Here is a 22,206-nt window from a genome sequence, read left to right on the forward strand (position 1 = left end):
TCGCAGGTTCGATCCCCGCAGCGTCCACTAATATGTTCTACACTTACATATTGTGGAGTGATTCAAAAAATATTTACTACGTTGGACATACACACGATTTAAACCAACGTCTTGAATACCATAACAACGCACGTTCTAATTTTACCAAGCGTGGCATTCCTTGGAAGTTAGTTTACTCTGAAGAATTTCGGACAAAGTCCGAAGCAGCTCGCCACGAAAGATTTATCAAAAATCGTAAAAGTAAAAAATTTATTGAAAATTTAATAGCAATCAATGCGAAGTAGGTTCAGAGCGTTCCGTCTCGTATCTCCGATTCGAGACGGAAAGGTCGCAGGTTCGATCCCCGCAGCGTCCACTAATATGTTCTACACTTACATATTGTGGAAAAATTCAATTCAATCGAGAATGTGCCTGTCATATAGTGGTCTTCGATCATCGGCAAGATAAAGGTTTGAATAAAATCAATAATAATAGACACGATTCGAATATTCTCAGAAGTCCTGCTTCCCTTGCAAGCACTCCGAATATTTATTATATTTGTATAGATGAAAATTGAAAGGAATTTTTATGAAACGAATACTTATCTTCGCAATCGTTATTATTCTGGCGGGCCTCTACAACTCACTTCATTCTCAGAATAAACAAACCAACACTGGAGAACGCACGTCAGTTGATTTAACTATCTATAACCAAAATCTTTCCCTCATCCGTGAGGAAAGAACTATCAATATCGCAAAAGGTTTCAGCCGGGTCATCATTCCTGATATCCCTGCGACGATTGATGGGACTTCACTTCATTTTTCGAGTCTGACTGACCCGTTTGCGGTTAGAGTTCTTGAACAAAATTATCAGTACGACCTTGTGAACCAGTCAAAACTTCTGGAAAAGTACATAGGTAAAGAAATTGAATTCATCCGTTTGAACGAAGAAACCAAGAAAGAGTACTCAGTAAAAGGAAAACTGTTAGCTGCCGGGTGGCAAGCTCCGTCTTCCTTCTATGGAACGGTCTCAACTGCCGGAGGTATGGTTGCTGAAATCGGTGGAAAGATAGAAATTAATCCAGTAGGTAGACTTATTCTTCCGAGCTTGCCTGAGGGGTTGATTCTGAAACCACAACTTGAATGGCTTGTAGAAAACTCAAAACCGGGAGTTCATAAAACTGAAATTAGCTATCTTGCCGGACAACTTTCGTGGAATGCAAATTATGTTGCACTGCTCAACAAAGACGATTCAAAGTTAGATTTGACCGGCTGGGTAACTCTGACGAATAATTCCGGAACTTCATTTAAAGATGCAGGACTTAAACTTGTTGCGGGTGATGTTAATATCGTTCAAGAAGAATTAAGAGGAGGAAGGTATGCAACTGATATGGTGATGATGAAAGCTGCTGAACCGCAATTTAAACAGACTGAGCTTTTTGAGTACAAATTGTATACACTGCAAAGGAAGACAAATATAAACAATAATGAAACAAAACAAGTAGAGCTTGTATCCGGTAAAAATGTTACTTCAAAAAAAGTATTTATCTACGACGGCTTGGCAGACCAGTGGCGTTCATGGTACAAGAATTACTCTTATCGTAACCAGAGTAGTTTTGGTCAGCAGTCGAATCCAAAAGTAGGTGTGTTTGTTACTTTCAAAAATGATGGAAAATCGGGACTTGGAATTCCGTTACCTAAAGGTAAAGTACGTGTGTACAAGCGCGACGACGACGGCAAAGAACAATTTATAGGTGAAGATCAGATCGACCATACTCCGAAAGATGAAGAGGTGCGACTATATTTGGGAAACGCGTTTGACATTGTAGGCGAGAGAGCGCAAACAGATTTTAAATCTTTTGCCGGCGGTAGAGTCGTTGAAGAAACGATACAAATAAAAGTGAGAAATCATAAGAGTGAAGCAGTCGAAGTTATGATTTACGAACACCCGTGGCGTTGGAGCGAGTGGGATATTACAAAGAGCAGCACTGAATGGGTAAAAGTTGACCAGTCCACTATAAAGTTTCCTGTGAAAATTGCGAAGGATTCAGAAAAAGTAGTAACCTATACCATCAGGTATTCATGGTGAGATAAAATTGATGTAAAATAAAAAACCTCCTTGCTGATAATGATGCGAGGAGGTTTTAAAAAATTAGAATTACAGGATAACCGATTTTTTGTAAAATGTTTATTATTATGTTCATAATTACTTCGAGCTTTTCGGTTTGATGTAATTCGTATTCGTATGGAAAGATAAGCATATTTCTGAGAACTGCCATGAGGTCGCAGGTTCTCCACCTCTTTTAAGCAGAACCCAGCCTCCACAAAGTTCCCCTCTTAATTTGTTTCTCCTTTATTACATATTTCAGGACAAAAAAAAGGGACAACTAAAAAATTAGTTGTCCCTCGAAAAATAAATACCAGTTGTCCTTATTTCATCAACAACATCTTTTTTGTTTGGTTGTACTGATCAGTATCAAGACGATATATATAAACACCAGTTGCAACTAATTTACCGCTGACATCAGTGCCTTTCCACGTTGCTTGATGCTCACCGGCTGCATATTTTGCATCCGCAATTGTATTTATCAAACGTCCATCAATATCGAAGATAGTAATCTTCACATTCGATTCTGTTGGTAATCCAAACTTAATCATAGTACTCGGGTTAAATGGGTTTGGATAATTTTGATTGAGATACCAAGCGCTTGGGATGTTTTTGTCATCGCCAACATTAGTGATGATAATGGTTTTAGAGTGCATCCCTGTCGCATGACCGGAAGCCCATGTTAAATCTTTAGTCGTATGGCAACCCAAACATGCAAAATCGAGTGTATGAGCCACGATGGAATCTGTTGGAATCTTTACGTTAAGAGAATCAGCAGTCCACATACCTGTGAATTTATTATCAGTTGTAGTTTTAATCTTCCACATATGCGATGCCTGGTCGCCACGATTATCATTTTGTTTCACTGCAGTATTTCCGATATATGGCATGTGGCAATCTTTGCATTGATTGTGTTGGAGCGTTACACCATCTTTGATAATATTAATTACTTTACTTTGGTGGCAGGAACAACCTTTTGCTATCGATTTTAAACCACCCCGGTCATAAACTGTGCTCTTGTGTGGATCATGGCAAGTTACGCATGTCATATTTGCAGTACGACGATGTTTTGTGAAAACCATTTGGTCGTATTGTTCACGATGATCTAAAAATTGCCCACCAGATTTTACAGGAATTCTTACACCAAGACCTCGAGCGTGACAAGTTTTGCAACCATTAAATCCATCTTTGGGAGGTTTGGTTGAAGGATTTTGAGTATGAGCTTTCGCTGGTCCGTGGCAGCCTTCGCATTGAACACCGAATTCAAAAAATGTCCCATCAAAACCAGGTTTATCTTCATAACGATATGGCGAAGTTGTTGCATCATATTTTTTCCAACCAGTAGTATGGCAACTCCCGCAAGTGTATAAGGCACCTGTTGGGGTGCGTAATGCAAATGTTTGATTTGCAACGTTTAAAGCATTATAAGCACTAAAAGTTTTAGGAGTACCTGGTAAGGTAGTCCCCAAATTAAATTGTGCTTTTGTCCCTTCAAAAATATAACCATTTTTGTTCATCCAACGAGCCTTCCAGCCAAAACCGCCTATTAGATACGAGACACTTGAATCTTGGTAGAGATCATCATAACGATATCCAAGGGCTAAAGCTTCAGGTGCAAGTGGAACGCCGTATTCGTTTGTTCCGGTTGGGAATGGACGATAAACTCCGTCGATTCCAATTTTAGTTGGGTCGATTTTTTGAATTTTCCAAGGGTGTCCTGACTTGTTAAACTCTGCAAGGTCGATTGGTTTGGTAGATATATGGCAGCCGAAACATGCAGCTTTCCCTGCATAATCGGGCCAAGTAGCTTGACTGTTCGCTTCTGAAAAAGCAACCAAAAAAATTAAGATAAATAAAGTTGTAAAAATTTTCATAAAAACCTCCTATTTATTTTTTTTGACATATAGTTATTTAATAATATTTTTAATTTAATAATATTTATTACTGCTGCCATCAATATAAATTACATCGGCAATATAACGAACTGATTATATAAAGTCAAGTATTATGCCACTATAACCCTCTTTTTTAAAGTATTAAATTAAGAACAAATCTATCAAATTGAATGGAAAATTGCGTTTTTGGGATAAAAATATTTATTTCTAACAATAATCATTTTCAATTCTGAATAAATGCAGTTAACAATTTATTAATTTCGATAAATTTATTAGTCTTGTTTCCCAATTGGAAATCTTTTCCCTTTACTGTTTGGATAAAAACTCCCCGCATTTTTTAATGGTGAAGTACTATCAAGCATATAATTTTTTTCAGGAATAAATAGTGGATCCACCGATAGATTACCCTTAATTCCCGTCAAGTCTTTGGTAAACCTATAATTGCCCATAATATTATTCCACACATTATTGAATGAGAATTCCACATTAACTGGATTGCCGTTCATCCAATAACCAACTTGCGGACAAACCCATTCGTCGCGCCAGCCATTATTTGTAATTATATTGTTATAAATTTTACCCACGGCAGTACTTTCCCAAACTGCAATACCACAATTCCCATTTTTGTCAACAACATTGTTTGCTACTTCCATAGTCGATGAACCTGTAATTACAATTCCCCATCCCAGATTTTCAAACACGATATTGTTTTTAACTATTGCGCTTGAGTTTCCGAAAGTTCCAATTCCTTTCCAATAATATGAGACGCTGTTTTTCATGACGGTTGCTTTTGCATCCCAGGTAATTCCTATGCCTACGCCCCTGCCCTGTTCGATAGTATTCTCCTGGATAACAGCAATGGCACCACGATAAAGAGCTATCCCATCCCAACTGTTGTTCCGGATGAGGCATTTTTCGATGATTAATTCAGAATTTTCGCGACCAACAATTCCAGAAATACCAACGACGGTATCATCTGAATATTCCTCGTTATCTTTGACGTGAACATTTTTTATGTGGACGATACTGTTTTTTGTTACAATTCCTCCGTTCGTAGCATTAGCGTCTCTATCACGTTTACCACCGCTAATCGTTAAATTGCAAATCGATGAACCGCCGCTATTCTGAAACAGGAAGCCATATCCGGCATTCGTGATAAGTTTTGTTTTGAACGGACCGGCACCTTTGATTACAACAGCTTTACCCTCTACAATAAAACCTGTAGTTGCTGTTACATTTGTATTTTGTTGACTGCAATTACCGCACTCTTCTTCGATATACGATCGTGGAAGTGCTTTGAATTCACCCTCATAAATTAATATTGTATCACCGTCAACAGAAATATCGATTGCAGTCTGCAAACTTTCGCCTTTTTTAACTTCGATGGTTCTGTTACCCGATAAAACATTAGAGTGAATTAAGATAATCGTTAATCCAAATATTATTAAATTTTTCATTTACTCCTCAGCCTGAGTTTCAAGTTTAATTACTTTGTAAGCTTTTAAAATATCTCTCCCAAAGAAAAGTAATCCCATCAGAACTGAAACCAGTCCGATTAAAAAGGAAAATATTGGTAAGATTTGTACAAATTCATGCGGGATGAAAAAGAACAAAGCTATTAGGAGAGATGTTAGAACAAAAAATATAGCCCCAATGATTTCGAAAAGGATAGCATTACGCAAAATGAAGGCGCGTGTTGAAAGCTCCTGCATTTGTTGGCGGACGCTGTGGAACCTGATATTTTCCGAATAGTCCAAGTCTTTCCCGGAAACTAATTGTTTCTGTAATCGACGTCGTTCTTCGTTCAATAATCGGATGCGATTGACAATAAATGAATACCGGTTTTGAAGCCCAAGAAGAATTAGCCCGCAGCTTGAAATCATTATTGCCGGGGCTAAAATTGCTTGAATTATCTGTGTAGCAGAAATATCGAACATCGGAATATGTTATTTATGTAAGATTATTTGACAATTGCACCGTTGGATATTTCTCCAGCGGTTGTTACAAAAACAAGTTTCCCATCAGTATCTGACGCCGCGAGCAGCATCCCTTGCGAGTCGGTTCCCATTAATTTTGTTGGCTGAAGATTCGCGACAACAATTATTTTTTTCCCGATTAAATCGCTTGGTTTATAATGTTGAGCGATACCGGCAACCAACTGCCGTTTTTCAGCACCTAATAAAATCTGTAACTTTAACAATTTTTCTGATTTTGGAACTTTCTCACATTCCATAACCGTTGCAACGCGTAAATCGATTTTTTTAAAATCTTCAATCGTAATTGTAGGTTTAATTTCTACCACTTGAACATCTGAAGACTTGTTGGGAACGCTTAATTTATCCAATTCTTTTTGTATAATTTCGTCTTCAATTTTGGTAAAGAGAATTTCAGAAATTCCTAATTTGGTACCCGGTTTTAATTCTAATTTCGCTGCGTTATTCCAACTGAAGTTTTCGCTGGTAACCGGCAAATTAAACAATGAATGTATTCGATGCGCCACACCGGGTATAACGGGTTGAAATAAAATAGAAAGTGTCCGAACTGCTTGTAGGCTAATGTTGATTGTTGTAGAACATTTTTCAGGATTATTCTTATTTGTTTTCCAGGGTTCGCTATCGTTAAAATATTTATTGGCAGAACGAGCGAGGTTCATAGTTTCGAGTACCGCCTCACGGAATTTATATTTTTCAATTAAGTTACCTACCGTCTCGGGTTTGAGCGTAAGTTCATTCACGAAAGCATTATCCAAATCAGAGAGTTCGTGTAATTGAGGAACAACGCCCTCAAAATTTTTATGAACAAAAGTAAACGTGCGATTTACAAAATTACCGAGGATATCGGCTAACTCGTTGTTATGCTTCGCTTGAAAATCTTTCCAATAAAAATCGGAATCGCGTGATTCGGGCATATTGACCGCAAGAGCATATCGCAGCGAATCGGCAGGATATTTTTCTAAAAACTCATCTACATCAACACCCCATCCGCGGCTTTTCGAAAACTTTTGTCCTTCCAAATTCAAGAATTCATTGGCGGGTACATTTGTAGGAAGTACATATTTAATATCGCTATTATCGTTCCATGCCATCAACATTGCCGGAAAAACTATACAATGGAACACAACATTATCTTTTCCGATGAACGCTACATACTTTGTATCATCTTTCGTCCAATAATCTTTCCACTTTTCGTTACCGTTCTTTTGCGACCATTCTTTTGTACTCGAAATATAACCTAACACTGCATCGAACCACACATACAAAACCTTATCCTTATAACCTTCTAACGGAACTTCCACCCCCCATTGCAAATCGCGCGTAACTGCTCGGTCTTGGAGACCATCGTTGAACCAGGATTGACAATACTTAATAACATTATCGCGCCAACCGTCTTCAGTATTTTTTTTATCTATATAATTTTTGAGTCGTTGCTGATAATCGCCGAGAGGAAAATACCAATGCGAGGTTTCACGCACAATCGGAGTATCGCCGCTGATTTTACTTTTCGGGTCGATCAAATCGGTCGGATTTAAAAAAGTGCCGCATTTTTCGCACTGATCGCCACGGGCATCGGGTGCTTTACAAGTCGGGCAGGTTCCTTCCACATATCTATCAGGTAAAAACATCCTCGCTTTTTGGTCGTAAAGTTGCTTCTCAATTTTTTCTTTTAATATCCCTGCTCTGTGCATCTTTATAAAAAATTCCTGTGCAATAGAATGGTGCAGCGGAAGCGAAGTTCGTGAGTAATTATCGAAACTCATCCCGAATTTTCCGAAAGCTTTTTTATTCAACTCGTGATATCTATCTACGATTGCCTGAGGTGTTGTTTTCTCGTTTTCCGCAGTGATCGTAATAGGAACGCCGTGTTCATCGGAGCCGCAAATAAAAAGTACATCACGTTTTTGTAACCTTTGATAACGGGCATAAATATCAGCCGGTAAATATGCGCCGGCTAAATGACCTAAATGTATTTTACCGTTTGCGTATGGTAACGCTGCGGTAATTAAAATTCTTTTATACTCTTTTTTCATTTGATTTATTGTTCGAATACCAAACAGCATTTCAACCTGCCACATTGTCCCGAAAGTTTCAGCGGATTATGAGATAATCCTTGTTGAGCAACGTGTTGAGAAGAAATCCGTTCAAAGTCGTGTAACCAAATTGTGCAACAAATTTGTCTGCCGCAAACACCGATACCACCTACTCTTTTAGTTTCATCCCGTACACCAATCTGTCGCATCTCGATGCGTGTATGGTAAACGAAAGCCAAGTCTTTCACTAATTCACGAAAGTCTATTCGGTGTTCGGCTGTGTAGTAGAAAGTCATCCGGTTCAAATCGAATTGGTATTCAACATCAACCAGACGCATCGACAACTGATGTTTTGATATTTTTTCGAGGGCTATGTTAAAAGTTTCGGCTTCCTTTGTTCGATTCTCTTGGAGCTGTTGTAAATCGCCTTCGTTTGCTAACCTGATAATTTTTTTTAACTCACCGCAGTTTCCCTTTTTTGTCTGCATTTTTAAGAAGGCGAGATTCCCTGTCGATACAACCATCCCGATGTCGCAACCCCTGTCGGCTTCAACAATTACATAAGTATTAATCTGAATACTCAATCCATTCTGCACACAATAAAAATCGCACCGGTCTGCTTTGAATTTAATGAGGGCATAACTAATTTCGGTAGTTACATTTTGTTGGGTTTCTTGAGGGCACTGTTTGCAATGAACATTCCCGTTTTGAGAATAATATTCATCAGGAAAGTTATTTCCTTTTGAATTTGTCTTCTCGTTTTCCTGCGGATACTTATTCTGATGCACTAATAGAACCTTAATTTTTAACTAAAATAATACGTCTTATTTTAATAACCATTACTGTAATAATCAATTTAATATATACATTTTTTTTGAGAAGTAAAAGAGCTTTTTCAATTTCTTTAAAAACAGCGTAGATATCGAAATTTTTATAGATAGCGTTAAATTTTTCAAGACGGGTTTTTTGGTCAACGTTTAAAACTTGATCGCTCCCAGTCGAGAGTGTATGCACATCACGGAACCAAACCTGCAGCAGTAAAAGCAACTGTTCGATTTCAGCCCGATCGTTTTCTTTTGTCATTTTTTCTATTTCCTCTGAAATCTTCACAGTGTTTTGAGTAAGAATGATCGCCAAAAAATCCACAAGCTGATTCCGTTTTGCATTCAAATTAGTTTGCATTAACTGCAAAGCGTGCGTGTAACTTCCATTTGATAGACGTGAGATGATTTTGCTCTGCTGTTCATCTAAGTTTTCGCGACTTTGAAGTGCGTCAGATATTTCATCTTCCTTTAAATCTTCAAATCGAATTAATTGGCATCGTGAAATAATTGTGGGAAGTAATGCGTCTTTGTTCGATGTTGTGAGAATCAATACGGTTTCGCCCAGAGGTTCTTCAAGGGTTTTTAATAACGCATTAGACGATTGTTCATTCATTTTTTCTGCATCGAAGATTATGATTACTTTCCTTCCTTGCGATAAAACACTGAGTGCAGATTTTTTCCTTATTTCCCTGATGCTTGTAATTTTTATGAAATTGGCTCTTTCAATTGAGATTTTATGATAAGGATTCTTGGCTTTAGCTGCTAACTCGGAATAAACTTGTGAAAGTTCTTCTGGCGTTAATTTTTCGAGTGGAAAATCATCGGATAATTCACTCTTACCTACCGGAAGAGGAAACACGAGGTGAACATTAGGGTGTTGAAGGATACTAACCTTATGACAATCGGGGCAAGAATTGCAGGAATCGGTTAATGCAGTTTTACAATTAAGGATTTTTGCGATTTGAATGGCTGCCGCATCTTTGCCAACACCGTCGCCACCGTATAAAAGCAACGAATGTGGTAAACGATTTTGTTCGAGATGCTTTTGAATTATTCTCTTAGCTCGATTTTGTCCTATAACTATATCCCAGCTCATATTAGAATGCGTGTCCAATTCCGAAATTTAAAACTCCATTATAGAGTGTTTCGTTAAAAAATTTTTTCTGATAGATCCATTTTTTCCCTGCAATTTCCATCGGGTCGTAAACTCTAATCCCGAAATCAAACCTCACCGGTCCAACAAAAGTATCGTATCTGATACCTACTCCGGAAGCAATTGCTACATCTTTGATGTTTACGTCTTTGAAATTATTCCACAGGTTCCCATAATCTAAAAAATAAACAGCCCATAAGTTTTCCAGATTTAAAATCCATAATTTCCCAAATCCGCGCATGTGGTTTATGCGAAGTTCGGTGTTACCTTCAAATAGGAAATTTCCACCTAATGGGATTTCGCGTTGCAGCATTGAGCCAAGCTCACGATTTTTCCAACCACGCACGCTTCCACTTCCTCCTGCAAAAAATCTCCTATTCAATGGAATTGATATATTTTGATTTAGTTTGCTTTCACCATATTTATCCTGATATCCGGCTTTCAGTTTTACAGCTAAAATATTAAATTTTGTCCGCGATAAATCTTTATACCACCTTCCAAATAAAGTTACCTTGTAGTATTGAGTGAATGGAAGTGACTGCTGAATAGTTTTTAAAACATTTTGGAGAATTCCTGACTCCTCAATGGATGCGGCATGAAAAAAACCTTCTGTTGGTGAAAACATATCGTTGGTTTTATCCCTCTGCAAAGTAAAACTCAGAATAGAGTTAAACTGCGGTTGCTCCTCTTGCTTCAAACGGGTGATGCTCAATCCTGTTTTAATCGTATCCTCGATCCAATTAACGTCCGATCGTTCTAATATCCAATCAATAAATCCGGTTGTATAAGTAGCAAATTGATTAATCAACCCGATTTTATTTCGAACGAGTGTAACAAAGTAAAAGTTTTTTTTATCAGCGATTAACGATAATGACCACGTTCCATTTAGTGTACGTGTGAAAAGGTAAGGTTGAATTATCTGAAAATTCAAATCTACTTTACCCTGGACTGAATTGTCTTTCAAGCCGTACTTACCGAAAACCCTTCCAAAATTCCACTCTTGCACTGATTGCGTATTGAAACGTAATCGTAAATTAAAATTCCGGGCATCACCAAGAAAATTTCGGTTGGTATATCCAAGACCTAAACCCAAATTAAATACGTTATCTTCATCCGATAGAATTACTTCGGGGGCAATTTCGTGTTTATCTCTTGGCTTCACACGAACGCTAATCGGGAGCAAATCGCCAATCGTAGTAACAGCAATTTCCGGAATCTCAACTCGGGCTGCCTCAAACAAACCTAACCTGTTTAAATTCCTTTCAGATGATATTACTTTATTTTTACTTATTAACTCTCCCGATTTAAAATCTAAATGTTTTGTAATAATCTTATTTGTTATATCCTCACGAGGGGGTTCAACAACTATACTTAATTCTCCGAATTTATATTTTTTACCGGGGAGTATTGCATACGTGATTTTAAATCTGTTAGTCGAGAAGTATCTGATTGCAGTTGAACTTTCGGGCAGTATAGTAACCAGAGGATATCCACTGTTTGAAATAATCTCAGTTATTCTTGTGGCTTCGTCGTTGATTTTAGATTTTTCGTAAGGACTTCCTACTTTAATCTTTGGTTCCAAGAATATTTCATTCAGCACCTTTTGATCTATACTTTCAATCCCTCTGTATTCTACGGTATCGATATACGATCGTTCATTTTCATCTATCTTCAAATCAATTTTGATTACAGTAGTGTCGGAATTGTATGAATACGATGAAGCGGCATTCAGATTAAAGAATCCATAATCGTGATAGAGTTGTTTCAAGCGTTCAATATCAGAATAATAAACATCTTGATAAAAATATTCTGTTTGTCTTCCAAATTTTTCGCCAAATATGTTATACAAGAATTTTGAAAAAGCGCCTGGTGATATTTTTGTAATAAAAGTTTCTAAAATTGTTTTATCATCAAAGAACTTATTACCCGATAATTCAATATTATTTACTTCAAGAGGCTTCTCTGATACTACATCTTGAGAAAACAACGGAAGGGAAAACAAATAGATTAATACGAGTAAATAAATACTAATTCTGCAATGGTAATTATATTTGATTAAAAATATCAAGTGGGTTCAGTTTATAAAAAAACCCATCCGGTTGAACAAGATGGGTTTCTTAGTAAAGGTTTATAAAATTTATTAAGATTCAAATCTAATATTCATTTTCGTCTTCAAAGAAAAAATCTTGATCCGAGGGAAAGTCGACCCATATATCTTCCATACTTTCATACGGTTCGTCGGAGTCTTCAAGTTCCTGCAGATTTTCAATAACTTCGATCGGCGCACCGATTCGATTCGCGTAATCGATTAATTCTTCTTTAGTAGCGGGCCAGGGCGCATCGTCTAAATGTGCAGCGAGTTCCAAAGTCCAAATCATAAAATAATTCTCCTTATTAAAATATTAACGCTTTGAAATATTTCTGACATATTCATTCACAGATAGATTGTCTAAAAAGTAATCAATAGGATTTTGTTTGACACCTCTGTAGTGGACTTCGTAATGTAAATGGGGCCCACTTACTAATCCGGTTCTTCCACTTTTTGCAATCAGGTCGCCACGTTTAACCTTTGCACCCGAACGGACAAGTACCTTCGATAAATGAGCATACAAAGTTTGATAACCAAAGCCGTGATTGATAACTGCAACGATACCATAACCGCCACCGCTGCGTCCACCAAATTCGACTGAACCATCGCCGGCTGCATATACCGGTGTACCAACGTCATTGATGATATCCAAACCTTCGTGCTTACGGAAGAAACCGAGAACCGGATGCATTCTTTTTCCGAAACCACCGATTGAATGATATCCGTCCATCGGTTTTAATGCCGGAAGTGCTGCAAAAAGTTTCTGATTGTAATTATACTTTTGAAGAACTTTCGCGTAACTTTCGCTTTGCTGATTTATTTCCCTGCTCAGTTTATCGGCAATGTCGTTTATCTGACTGAGAGCGTTTTCACTATTATTCAAAATTTGTTTAGAATCAAATTTAAATATACTACCGCCAACGCCAACCTTCAACTCATCCGTATCCAGTTTAGGAATATCAACCAGTAATCTGAGATAATCGCCTTGAGTATTAATCTTGTCGATGTCAGTTTTAAATTCTTCAAATCTTTGTGTTAAAGATGATATTTGAGATCTTAAAACTTTGTTTTCATCTACAATTTTATTAATTCGATCATAACCGAGATTTAAAAAATCGTAAATAATATAATTTCCACTAAAGATTATACTCACGATCAAGACCACACTCGAAAGTATCGTAACTATGGTTTTAAAACCAAAGTGCTTTACCTCCTTATAAGTAAGGTCTTTTTCGGAAAAATAGAAATATTTACGGTTCTTAAAAATCAATATAAAATGTGTTTTATTTAGTTAATTTGCCTTCCCATCAACGATTTTAAAATAAAAGTTGATGAAATAAGCTGTTTTCAAACAAAGTTACAATACTTTTTTGCTAATTATATATAAAAAAAAATCATTTGTCAAGAGTAATTTCACTTTTTTGGAATTTTTATTCAAAATCGTGTTCAAAGTAGTTTATTGCTCTATCGCCTAATCGCTTACTTTTTTCATCAATCACTGCCTCCAGACGTTTAGCAAATTCCTTGGCGGCATCGTATCCATAATGCTTTAGCAAGTAATTCATCGCTATAACTTCGCAAATTACAGTTACATTTTTGCCGGGGAATATTGGTAATTTTACGTGCAACAGTTCGACTCCGACAATTTCGATGCCTTCAGTATCCAGGCCTGTGCGTGTATAGTCCTCGTCCGGATTCCAATCTGTAAGTTCGATTACAACTTCTACTCTTTTTTGAAATCGAATAGCCCTGATACCGAACATCGAACGAACATCAATCAAACCGAGACCACGGATTTCCATAAAATGTTTTACGATATCCGAACCGGCGCCCATTAAAATTCCTTCGCCTTTCCGTGTTATCATAACCACATCGTCTGCAACAAGCCGGTGGCCCCTTTCTACTAAATCAAGAGCAATCTCGCTTTTGCCAATACCTGATCTTCCCATTAAAAGAACACCGATTCCATAAACATCAACGAACGACCCATGAACTGCGGCTTGTACAGAAAATTGGTCGTCCAAAAAATCACTCAAAAAATAAATGAATTTTGTTGTCTCCAAAGATGTTTGCATAACTGCAATCTTTTTTTCTGTCGCCAATTGAACCAGTTCATCGCCGAGGACGTTGCTGCTGGTTACTACAATACAGGGAATATCAAATTCTATTATTCTTTTGAACGATTTGATACGATCTTCAAGCGATAGATGCCTCAAGTATTTAACTTCGGTATTTCCAAAAATTTGCACCCTGTTGTAAGAAAACAAATCGACATAACCTGCTAAAGGTAATCCGGGGCGATGAAAATTTTTATCAATGATTTCTTTTTCAAAACTAGTCTCACCGTTGAGTAATGTTAAAGCAAGTCTCTCTTTGTTCGATTCGTACAAATAACCGACAGTGATACTCTTTTTGCGGGTTTCTTTGACTTCTAATTTCATATTAGAATTTCCTTTTGAATTCCCTAACCTGCTGCTTATTTTTTCCGCGTACTTTAGATTTTATTTTTGAGAGTTGCTTTTCTAATTTCAGGACGGTTTGATCAATCGACTTAAAAAAGTTTTCCGATTTTTCAGTTGCAACAATATCGTGCCTGTAAAGATGTAAACTCATATCAACAATTTTTGAATTATTGTCGGACCCCTCCTGGCTGAATGTTGCATTACAGCGAAGGATTCCATCGAAATGATTACTTAGTTTATTTATTTCTGCGATTGCATGCTCTTTTACATTTGAATGCAGTCGAACTTTGCGTGCAGTAATATGTACGTCCATTTGTATTCCTTTCTTTTTGTTTACGATTTTGGATGAGCTTGATCGTATATACTCTTTAACCGATCAATAGTTACATGTGTATATATTTGAGTCGTTGATAAACTCTCGTGTCCTAATAATTCTTTTACCGCCTTTAAGTCGGCTCCTCGATTCAATAAATGTGTGGCGAAGGTGTGCCGAAGAACGTGCGGACTTTTTTTCTCGATATCAGAAACCTGTTGAATATAGTGGTTTACAATATTATACACTCCTTTGGGATACATACGCTTTCCACGATTCGAAATAAAAACTGAACGACGTTCTTTTTCAGACGTCGTTTCTGAAAATAATTCCTCACGTCTCAGCAGGTATTTTTTCAATGCTGACTTTGCTTTTTCTCCAAAGGGAGTAATTCGGACTTTTCTACCCTTTCCGATAACTTTCAGTGTTTTATTGTACCAATCGATGTTTTCAAAATTCAACTGTATCAATTCGTTAAGCCGGATGCCTGTGCTGTATAAAAGCTCCAACAACGCTTTATCCCGCAAACCTGTTACAGCCGCTTCATTCGGAAGTTCTAACATTTTGATCATCGCTGATTCATCCAAAAATGAGGGTAATTTTTTAGGAATTTTTGGAGTTGCGATGTTTATAGTCGGATTCGATTTAATTATTTTTTTTCTGTGTAAATATTTGCAAAAAGAACGTACCGAAGATAGTTTTCTGGCAATACTTTTTTTTGATATTCCATTCTCAATCAGATCGCCTAAAAAAAGTCGTATCGTTAGATTGTCAATAGTATTTAATTGATATTTTTCAGAAGAAAAATGTTTTGTGAAAAACGAGTTCAGTTGTAACAAGTCGTCCTCGTAAGATGACACTGTATTGGAGGAATAGTTTTTTTCGAATTTCAGATAATCTAAAAACGATGTAATATGATCTATCATATCAAATTAGCTTGCTTCAGCTTCTACAACAGTTATTTCGATTTTGGCTTTGCAACTTGGACATACGTGATGTGTGCCGGTTTTTTGTGAGTATTTTTCGACTAAATATGCTGATCCACAAACTTCACAAGGTTTATCAACCGGTTTATTCCACGATGCGAAATCGCACTCCGGGTATTTTGAACAACCATAGAAGATTCGTTTACTTTTTGTTTTTCTTTCTATCAAATTACCAACTTTACATTTTGGGCATTTCATCGGCATCGAGATAGGTTTTGTATTTGTGCAAGTAGGATAATTTGAACAACCGAGGAATGTTCCAAATTTGCTGGAACGAACGAGCATATCGCCACCGCATTTTTCGCATTTCATACCTTCGAGGTGTTCGTGTTTAGCCAAATCATCATCAATGGGTTTTGTATTTTTGCATCCGGGATATCCGCTGCACGCTTTAAACCTACCGTTGCGCCCCCATTTAATTACCATTGGTTTTTCGCATAATTTACAAGGTTCTTCAGTTATTTCTTGCAACGATTTTTTAATTTCAGTAGCCAGTTTAACCCGTTTTTCCAATGCTTTGCTGAATGGGATGTAAAAATCGTCCATCACTTTTTTGTATGTCCGTTTACCCGAAGCAATTGTATCTAATTCTTCTTCCATCTTCGCAGTAAACTTTACATTTAAAACTTCGGGGAAATTTTGCCCCAACAATCGGTTAACACTCATCCCTAATTCGAGTGCAAACAATTTTCTCTCTCTCTGTTCAACATACTTGCGGTCAACTATTGTACTAACTATCATAGCGTAAGTGCTCGGACGCCCAATCCCATAAGCTTCCAAATCTTTGACCAAACTGCTTTCGTTATATCGAGGCGGTGGCTTTGTGAAATGCTGTTTGGGAATCATACTTAATAATTGAGCATTATCGTTGATATGAAGATGAGCCGGAATCTTTGAAACAGGATCGGCATCGGGTGTAACTCCGTTTTCTTCTTGTATGTCGTCGTAAACTTGCAAGAAACCTCTGAACTTAGGCGTCGTTCCGGTCGCTCGAAATAAATATTCGCCACCACTTAATTCAACAGTAACTTGATCAAATTCGGCTGATGACATTTGTGAAGCTACAAAACGATTCCAGATAAGTTCATATAAACTATACAAATCTTTATTATGAAGATATTTTTTAATTGTTTTGGGATTGTACTTCATAATTGTCGGACGAATTGCTTCGTGAGCATCTTGGGAAGCTTTAACCTTTTTGAATTGGCGTGCTTCTTTGGGTAAATAATCGCCACCATAATTGTTAAAAATAAATTCGCGAACAGCAGCAATTGAATCGGTACTTAAACGCGTTGAATCGGTGCGCATATAAGTAATCAAACCTACCAATCCATCTTCTCCGATTTCGACACCCTCGTAAAGATTTTGAGCTAACTGCATTGTTTTCTTTGCTGAGAAGCCGAGGCGTGATGCTGCCTCCTGCTGTATAGTACTTGTAATAAAAGGTGCCGGCGGATTTCGTTTTACTACTTTCTTCTGAAGATTCGAAATCTTATACTGTTGATTCGAAAGTTCATTCACATATCCTGTTGCAGTTGTTTCGTCCGAAATTCTCGGTTCTTGACCGGTAACTTGAACGAGTTTGGCGAAGAAAGGTTCGCTCTTATCGGTTTTGAATTCGCCGGTGATCGACCAGTATTCTTCACTCATGAAACTTTGAATAAGTTCTTCGCGATCACAAATCAATCGCAGAGCAACCGACTGAACCCGCCCGGCTGATAAACCGTAATAAAATGTTTTCCAAAGGAAAGGACTGATTTTATATCCTACGATACGATCCATCGCGCGGCGCGCTCTTTGTGAGTCGACTAAATGCTGGTCTATCTTGTGAGGATTTTTCATCGCCTCATTTATTCCGGATTCTGTAATTTCATGAAATAGAACGCGGTAGATATTTTTGTTATGCTTCTGAATTTCTTCTGCAATATCGTAAGCAATTGCTTCACCTTCACGGTCAGGGTCAGTCGCTAAATAGACAGCATCAACTTCGGAACTCAGTCGACATAATTTTTTAACGACCTCTTCTTTCCTTTCGATTAATTCAAAATTCGGTTTGTAGTCGTTATCAACATCCACCGAGAGTTTATTTTTTGGGAGGTTTTTTATGTGCCCGACTGAAGCTTCTACAGTAAAATTTTTCCCTAAATATTTTTTCACCGTCTTTGATTTTGAGGGAGACTCGACGATGACAAGTGATTTATTCATATAATAATTACTTTCGTTTCAATTAATAGTTTCGTTGTCGTAAGAAGAGCTTCCCAAAACATGTTCGTCTTTTTGAAAAATTATTGAAGCAGTTATTGCTATCATTTCTCTTAAATCGACAGAATGTGAATAATTTATCATTATTCTTTCAATTATAAATTCCATTTCAATATTGCTCACTATCTCGAGTTCGCGGAGTTGTAATAAATAACCGTAAGCTTCGGGCATAATAATTAATTTTTCTACATCATGAAGAATCCTATGTGAATTCGTTTTTTCCGAAGGTTTAAAATTCAAGTTCATTTCGGCTAAATACAATCTATCGAACAGCCAGCTGAATGCGGCGTTCATTTCCGAGGTTGTAAAGCCCAATTTCTCTAATTTTTGGACATCAATTTCCTGTAGAGATTTTTGGGTTGTCTTAATTTCGTTCAACACGTAAACTATTATTTCTATGATTCTATCTTGCATTATTCTAATTTATAAATATTTTTGCATTTCCCTAAATACATATCTTCCAACAAACTCATTTTCTTTTTAGTTCGTTGGGTCGTGTCGGTGTATCCAATCAGGTGTAATGTTCCGTGGATAAGCAACCGATTTAATTCTTCTGATATCTTGACTTTATATTCTTTGGCTTGACGCCTGGTTTGATCGATATTGATATAAATTTCGCCTTCGATTTTTTTATCATCATTCAGCGGAAAACTTATAACATCGGTGGTCCAATTATGATATAAATATTGTTTATTCAGTTGGGTGATGTATTCATCGTCAACGAAAACGATATTGATATTTTTTTGGAGGGATTTTTCTCCCTTTAAAACGAACTTAACGAGCGAAACAATTTTGCTCTTATCTATTTTTTGTTTTTTATAGTTATTGAAAACCGTAATCAAGATAATTTCAGATTATTAATTATTTTTCAGGAAATAAACTTTCGGTTAACGACAAGGCGATACCCGACATCATTACTTCTGGAGCAAGCCGTGTAAAATCGCCGGAGAGGATTTTACGATCGACATTAGCGTAGAGCGAACAGCCGGCTTCACGTTCGACAATTAAGCCGCTAAGTTTACCGTTCATATCTCCGATAAATGTAACTTCATTCAACTCTTCACTCACAGCAAATCCTGTGCAAAAATGTAATTGCAAAAAAGAATTGAGTGCATAAACCGATACCATTGTACCAATTTTATCTCCGATTAATATATCAGGATAAATTTCTAAAGCAAGTTTTCGCTTTTCTTTTTCGTTACGGAGTTCGTACCGATAAAAGTTTCCAATTTTTTTTAGTTTCGTTTTTAGAACCTTACTAATAACCGATAAACTATTTTTATTGAAAGTATAAAACTTCTCTGTTTTACTTTTCATTTTATGTCCTAAGTTTAACAATAAAAACCCCGCAAGATTCCTCGATAGAGTATCTTCGGGGTATTTGAATATTTAAAAAATACAATTATCTGACAACAAATACTTTTTGGGCTTGCAGTCCTTTATTTCCTTCTACAAGCTCAAATTCAATCAGATCACCTTGATCTAATTTTTTAAAATTTGCTTTGGTTTGGATTTCGGTGTAGTGGATAAAAATATCTTTTCCGTTTTCCCACTGAACAAATCCGTAACCTTTTTTTGCATCAAACCACTTTACCTTGCCTTTTGGCATAACGACCTCCTCTAAAAGTTTTACCATTAATAGTCGCAAAACATCTCAGGTTAATAATTTATTAATTGTGCGACTATCGCGGTAAAGTTACCTGAGTGTTTTTAGAAAAAAAATTAAATATTTCAATTTTATATCATACCACCTAAAAATCCTAATAATCAACCGACAAAAACCCCATTAATGGAGAAATTATCTGTAGCTAATATACGATACGAATTCAATTTTGTCAAGTCTTCAATTATTTAAACTTCAATTTCCAGCCCTTCGTACGAGACGATACAGGTAAATTTATAATCACGAATTTTTATTTCTTTTAAGCATTTCTTGTAAATTTCATCAATTTTATCATCATTATGCGATGGATCGTGATGAAAAAGTATCAATTTTTTGACCTTCCCTTCGGCTGCAACCTTTAGTGAAAATAAATAGTGCGAGTGCCCCCAACCCACCCGATCAATATATTCTTCGGGTGTGTAGGTAGTATCGTAGATAAGTACATCGGCACCCATCACAAAATTAAAAACTCGCTGATTTGGTTCTGGCTTGCATTCCAAATATTTATTAACGATATCTTGTTCAACGTTACGAATCGATTGAGCAACATAACGATCAAATGGTTCATTATCGCTTATATACACTATTGATTTCCCGTTTTGAGTGATACGATAGCCGATTGCAAATGTTGGATGATTCAAATATATACTTTTAACATCAGCATCGAACACTCTGAATTCATCTTCGCCGATAGGTTTGAAATTGATTTTTGCTTTAAGTTCATTCAATTGTATCGGAAAATATACTTTGTTCATCTGGTCTGAAATCATATCGGGAAGCGAAACACTTTTTGTTTCGCCGGATACGATCGTAAATTCGTTCCCCGAAATAAATGCTGGCTTAAAAAAAGGGAATCCCTGAATATGATCCCAATGCGGATGCGATATCAAGACGTAAGCATTTATTGAATCACCGGTTTCAATCAGCTTCTCGCCAAGATTCCGTATCCCGGTACCGGCATCTAATATAACTAAATTATTGTCATCCAATCGTAACTCAACACAAGGTGTATTGCCACCATATTTTACAGTTTGTTTACCCGGTGTCGGGATTGAACCTCTTGTTCCCCAAAATATAAGTTTCATATTTTTCCCCGATTATTATTTTAGATATGACTTAGCATAAATAATATAATTTCTTGCAGACTCTTCCAACATATTCTTTTCGTCGTTACGCAACTGCCGCATAACTTTTGCAGGGACACCAGCCACGAGCGAGCCATCGGGTATTTTCATGTTCTGTAAAACCACAGACCCCGCTGCCACTAATGTATAGTTGCCAATTACTGAACCATCCAATATACAAGAACCCATTCCTATCAAACTATAATTACCCACACTGCACGCGTGCAGAATTGCACGATGTCCAACAGTTACGCCTTCGCCAATAATTGTGGGTAGAACTTCCGATACATGAATAATTGCCCCATCCTGTATATTCGTTCCTTTCCCGATTGAAATACTATTAATATCGCCTCTTATTACAGCATTGAACCATATACTGGCATCTTCCATAATTAAAACATCCCCAATAATTTCGGCGCTATCGGCAGTGAACGAGGGTGAGATTAATTTCGGAATTTTATTTTGATATTTGTGAATCATAATTATTTTTTCGATTGATAAATTGGAGGTTTCCAGTTTTTCTTTTTCCAAGATACCAACTCGATACGAACTTTCCCAATTAACACTTTCATTTTAGCTACAATCGGAACTCGTGCTTCATCGTTACTGAACCATCCTTCGAACCCGCCCGAAAAGCCATACACTCCTTTAAAATCTGCACGACCGTTAAATTCTATTACATCGACCGGATAATCGACTGCATCGATATTTACGCTTTCATTTTTATTTGAAAAATTTATTGTAGTATTTGATATTTGTTCGACTACTACTGTCGGTATTCGGACGGTTCTGTTCCGCAATAAATTATACCGTGCAAAATAAAAGAGGGATAACCCATCCTGCGACAATGTATCGATCTTGAGTGTATCTCGTTTATCTAACATTCCTTTTCCCCAAATGCCAAATTCAAAAAATATTCTATTATTCGCGTAGTCAAAATCGTATGTAACATATTTAATTTTCGACCCATCTTTAGACCTTGAACGAAACCAATACGAAGTAACATTACTATTGATTTTGCTCTCATAAATTTCATGCAGATCAATAAACGGTAATCCTTTATAACTATCCATATATGCGATAGTTTTGTACATCACTTTACCATCCTGAATAATTTTTTCTAAAATTTTCAAGCGTATTTGCCCTAAGGTGATGAATGCATAACTTACATTGTAAGTAAGTTCCTCACCGACCTCAAATTCAAATGCTTTGTACAAAGAATCTGATTCGGGATTCGGAAAAGCGGCAATCAATTTTATTTGAATGAAGACAAATAATCCGACGATGAAATAAATTCTGTTCAGCTTCATCTCTAATTTTATT

At 36.8% G+C, this 22,206-nt stretch carries 23 protein-coding genes and 1 tRNA gene (1 of these 24 only partly in view); 3 read left to right on the forward strand and 21 right to left on the reverse strand.

What is annotated here, in order from left to right:
- Window positions 1–27 (forward strand) — tRNA-Val (locus QME58_01490) (it extends 148 nt beyond the left edge of the window).
- Window positions 1–284, forward strand: a 284-nt coding sequence (locus QME58_01495; protein MDI6802502.1) for a GIY-YIG nuclease family protein, incomplete at its 5' end; no start/stop codon positions are given. The genes QME58_01490 and QME58_01495, both read left to right, overlap by 27 nt.
- 283 nt (window positions 285–567) lie before the next feature.
- Window positions 568–2,067 (forward strand): hypothetical protein, encoded by a 1,500-nt coding sequence (locus QME58_01500; GenBank protein MDI6802503.1) that lies wholly within the window; start codon window positions 568–570, stop codon window positions 2,065–2,067.
- A 55-nt stretch (window positions 2,068–2,122) separates the two neighbouring features.
- Here QME58_01500 and QME58_01505 read toward each other — a convergent pair whose 3' ends face one another.
- The 21 genes from QME58_01505 to QME58_01605 all read right to left on the reverse strand — a co-directional run bounded on the left by QME58_01505 (window position 2,123) and on the right by QME58_01605 (window position 22,193).
- Complete coding sequence (locus QME58_01505) at window positions 2,123–2,257, reverse strand: hypothetical protein (GenBank protein MDI6802504.1); 135 nt, start codon at window positions 2,255–2,257, stop codon at window positions 2,123–2,125.
- 151 nt (window positions 2,258–2,408) lie between these two features.
- Window positions 2,409–3,959: a T9SS type A sorting domain-containing protein gene (locus QME58_01510; GenBank protein ID MDI6802505.1), complete on the reverse strand. Its 1,551-nt coding sequence runs from the start codon at window positions 3,957–3,959 to the stop codon at window positions 2,409–2,411.
- A 293-nt stretch (window positions 3,960–4,252) separates the two neighbouring features.
- Window positions 4,253–5,437 (reverse strand): right-handed parallel beta-helix repeat-containing protein, encoded by a 1,185-nt coding sequence (locus QME58_01515; GenBank protein ID MDI6802506.1) that lies wholly within the window; start codon window positions 5,435–5,437, stop codon window positions 4,253–4,255.
- Window positions 5,438–5,917, reverse strand: coding sequence for a DUF2721 domain-containing protein (locus QME58_01520; GenBank protein MDI6802507.1), 480 nt, complete (start codon window positions 5,915–5,917; stop codon window positions 5,438–5,440).
- Window positions 5,918–5,940: 23 nt separating this feature from the next.
- A complete protein-coding gene (metG, locus tag QME58_01525; GenBank protein ID MDI6802508.1) occupies window positions 5,941–8,007 on the reverse strand; it encodes a methionine--tRNA ligase in 2,067 nt (688 codons plus the stop codon).
- Window positions 8,008–8,012: 5 nt separating this feature from the next.
- Window positions 8,013–8,795 carry a regulatory iron-sulfur-containing complex subunit RicT gene (ricT, locus tag QME58_01530; protein MDI6802509.1) on the reverse strand — a complete coding sequence of 261 codons (783 nt, stop codon included), beginning with the start codon at window positions 8,793–8,795 and terminating at the stop codon, window positions 8,013–8,015.
- A 10-nt stretch (window positions 8,796–8,805) separates the two neighbouring features.
- Window positions 8,806–9,927 (reverse strand): DNA polymerase III subunit delta', encoded by a 1,122-nt coding sequence (locus tag QME58_01535; GenBank protein MDI6802510.1) that lies wholly within the window; start codon window positions 9,925–9,927, stop codon window positions 8,806–8,808.
- 1 nt (window position 9,928) lies between these two features.
- Window positions 9,929–11,971, reverse strand: coding sequence for a BamA/TamA family outer membrane protein (locus tag QME58_01540; protein ID MDI6802511.1), 2,043 nt, complete (start codon window positions 11,969–11,971; stop codon window positions 9,929–9,931).
- A 166-nt stretch (window positions 11,972–12,137) separates the two neighbouring features.
- Window positions 12,138–12,362 carry a DUF2795 domain-containing protein gene (locus QME58_01545; GenBank protein ID MDI6802512.1) on the reverse strand — a complete coding sequence of 75 codons (225 nt, stop codon included), beginning with the start codon at window positions 12,360–12,362 and terminating at the stop codon, window positions 12,138–12,140.
- Between the two features lie 24 nt (window positions 12,363–12,386).
- Window positions 12,387–13,343 carry a M23 family metallopeptidase gene (locus QME58_01550; GenBank protein MDI6802513.1) on the reverse strand — a complete coding sequence of 319 codons (957 nt, stop codon included), beginning with the start codon at window positions 13,341–13,343 and terminating at the stop codon, window positions 12,387–12,389.
- A gap of 160 nt (window positions 13,344–13,503) precedes the next feature.
- Complete coding sequence (gene hprK, locus QME58_01555) at window positions 13,504–14,514, reverse strand: HPr(Ser) kinase/phosphatase (protein ID MDI6802514.1); 1,011 nt, start codon at window positions 14,512–14,514, stop codon at window positions 13,504–13,506.
- 1 nt (window position 14,515) lies between these two features.
- Window positions 14,516–14,848 (reverse strand): ribosome-associated translation inhibitor RaiA, encoded by a 333-nt coding sequence (gene raiA / locus QME58_01560; GenBank protein ID MDI6802515.1) that lies wholly within the window; start codon window positions 14,846–14,848, stop codon window positions 14,516–14,518.
- A gap of 20 nt (window positions 14,849–14,868) precedes the next feature.
- Window positions 14,869–15,774, reverse strand: a complete 906-nt coding sequence (gene xerC, locus QME58_01565; GenBank protein MDI6802516.1) for a tyrosine recombinase XerC — start codon at window positions 15,772–15,774, stop codon at window positions 14,869–14,871.
- Between the two features lie 6 nt (window positions 15,775–15,780).
- Window positions 15,781–18,039, reverse strand: a complete 2,259-nt coding sequence (gene topA / locus QME58_01570) for a type I DNA topoisomerase (GenBank protein MDI6802517.1) — start codon at window positions 18,037–18,039, stop codon at window positions 15,781–15,783.
- Between the two features lie 18 nt (window positions 18,040–18,057).
- A complete protein-coding gene (locus tag QME58_01575) occupies window positions 18,058–18,510 on the reverse strand; it encodes a DUF494 family protein (protein ID MDI6802518.1) in 453 nt (150 codons plus the stop codon).
- A complete protein-coding gene (ybeY, locus tag QME58_01580; GenBank protein MDI6802519.1) occupies window positions 18,510–18,938 on the reverse strand; it encodes an rRNA maturation RNase YbeY in 429 nt (142 codons plus the stop codon). Before ybeY ends, QME58_01575 begins: the two co-directional genes overlap by 1 nt.
- Window positions 18,939–18,957: 19 nt before the next feature.
- Window positions 18,958–19,413 (reverse strand): hypothetical protein, encoded by a 456-nt coding sequence (locus tag QME58_01585; GenBank protein ID MDI6802520.1) that lies wholly within the window; start codon window positions 19,411–19,413, stop codon window positions 18,958–18,960.
- An 85-nt stretch (window positions 19,414–19,498) separates the two neighbouring features.
- Window positions 19,499–19,705, reverse strand: coding sequence for a cold shock domain-containing protein (locus QME58_01590; GenBank protein ID MDI6802521.1), 207 nt, complete (start codon window positions 19,703–19,705; stop codon window positions 19,499–19,501).
- A 242-nt stretch (window positions 19,706–19,947) separates the two neighbouring features.
- Window positions 19,948–20,844 (reverse strand): MBL fold metallo-hydrolase, encoded by an 897-nt coding sequence (locus QME58_01595; protein MDI6802522.1) that lies wholly within the window; start codon window positions 20,842–20,844, stop codon window positions 19,948–19,950.
- Window positions 20,845–20,859: 15 nt separating this feature from the next.
- Entirely contained in the window at window positions 20,860–21,363 is a 504-nt protein-coding gene (locus tag QME58_01600; protein ID MDI6802523.1) for a gamma carbonic anhydrase family protein, read from the reverse strand.
- A gap of 2 nt (window positions 21,364–21,365) precedes the next feature.
- Window positions 21,366–22,193: a DUF3108 domain-containing protein gene (locus QME58_01605; GenBank protein MDI6802524.1), complete on the reverse strand. Its 828-nt coding sequence runs from the start codon at window positions 22,191–22,193 to the stop codon at window positions 21,366–21,368.
- Window positions 22,194–22,206: the final 13 nt, after the last annotated feature.

Source organism: Bacteroidota bacterium (assembly GCA_030017895.1).
In the GTDB taxonomy this organism is placed as follows: domain Bacteria; phylum Bacteroidota; class Ignavibacteria; order UBA10030; family BY39; genus JASEGV01.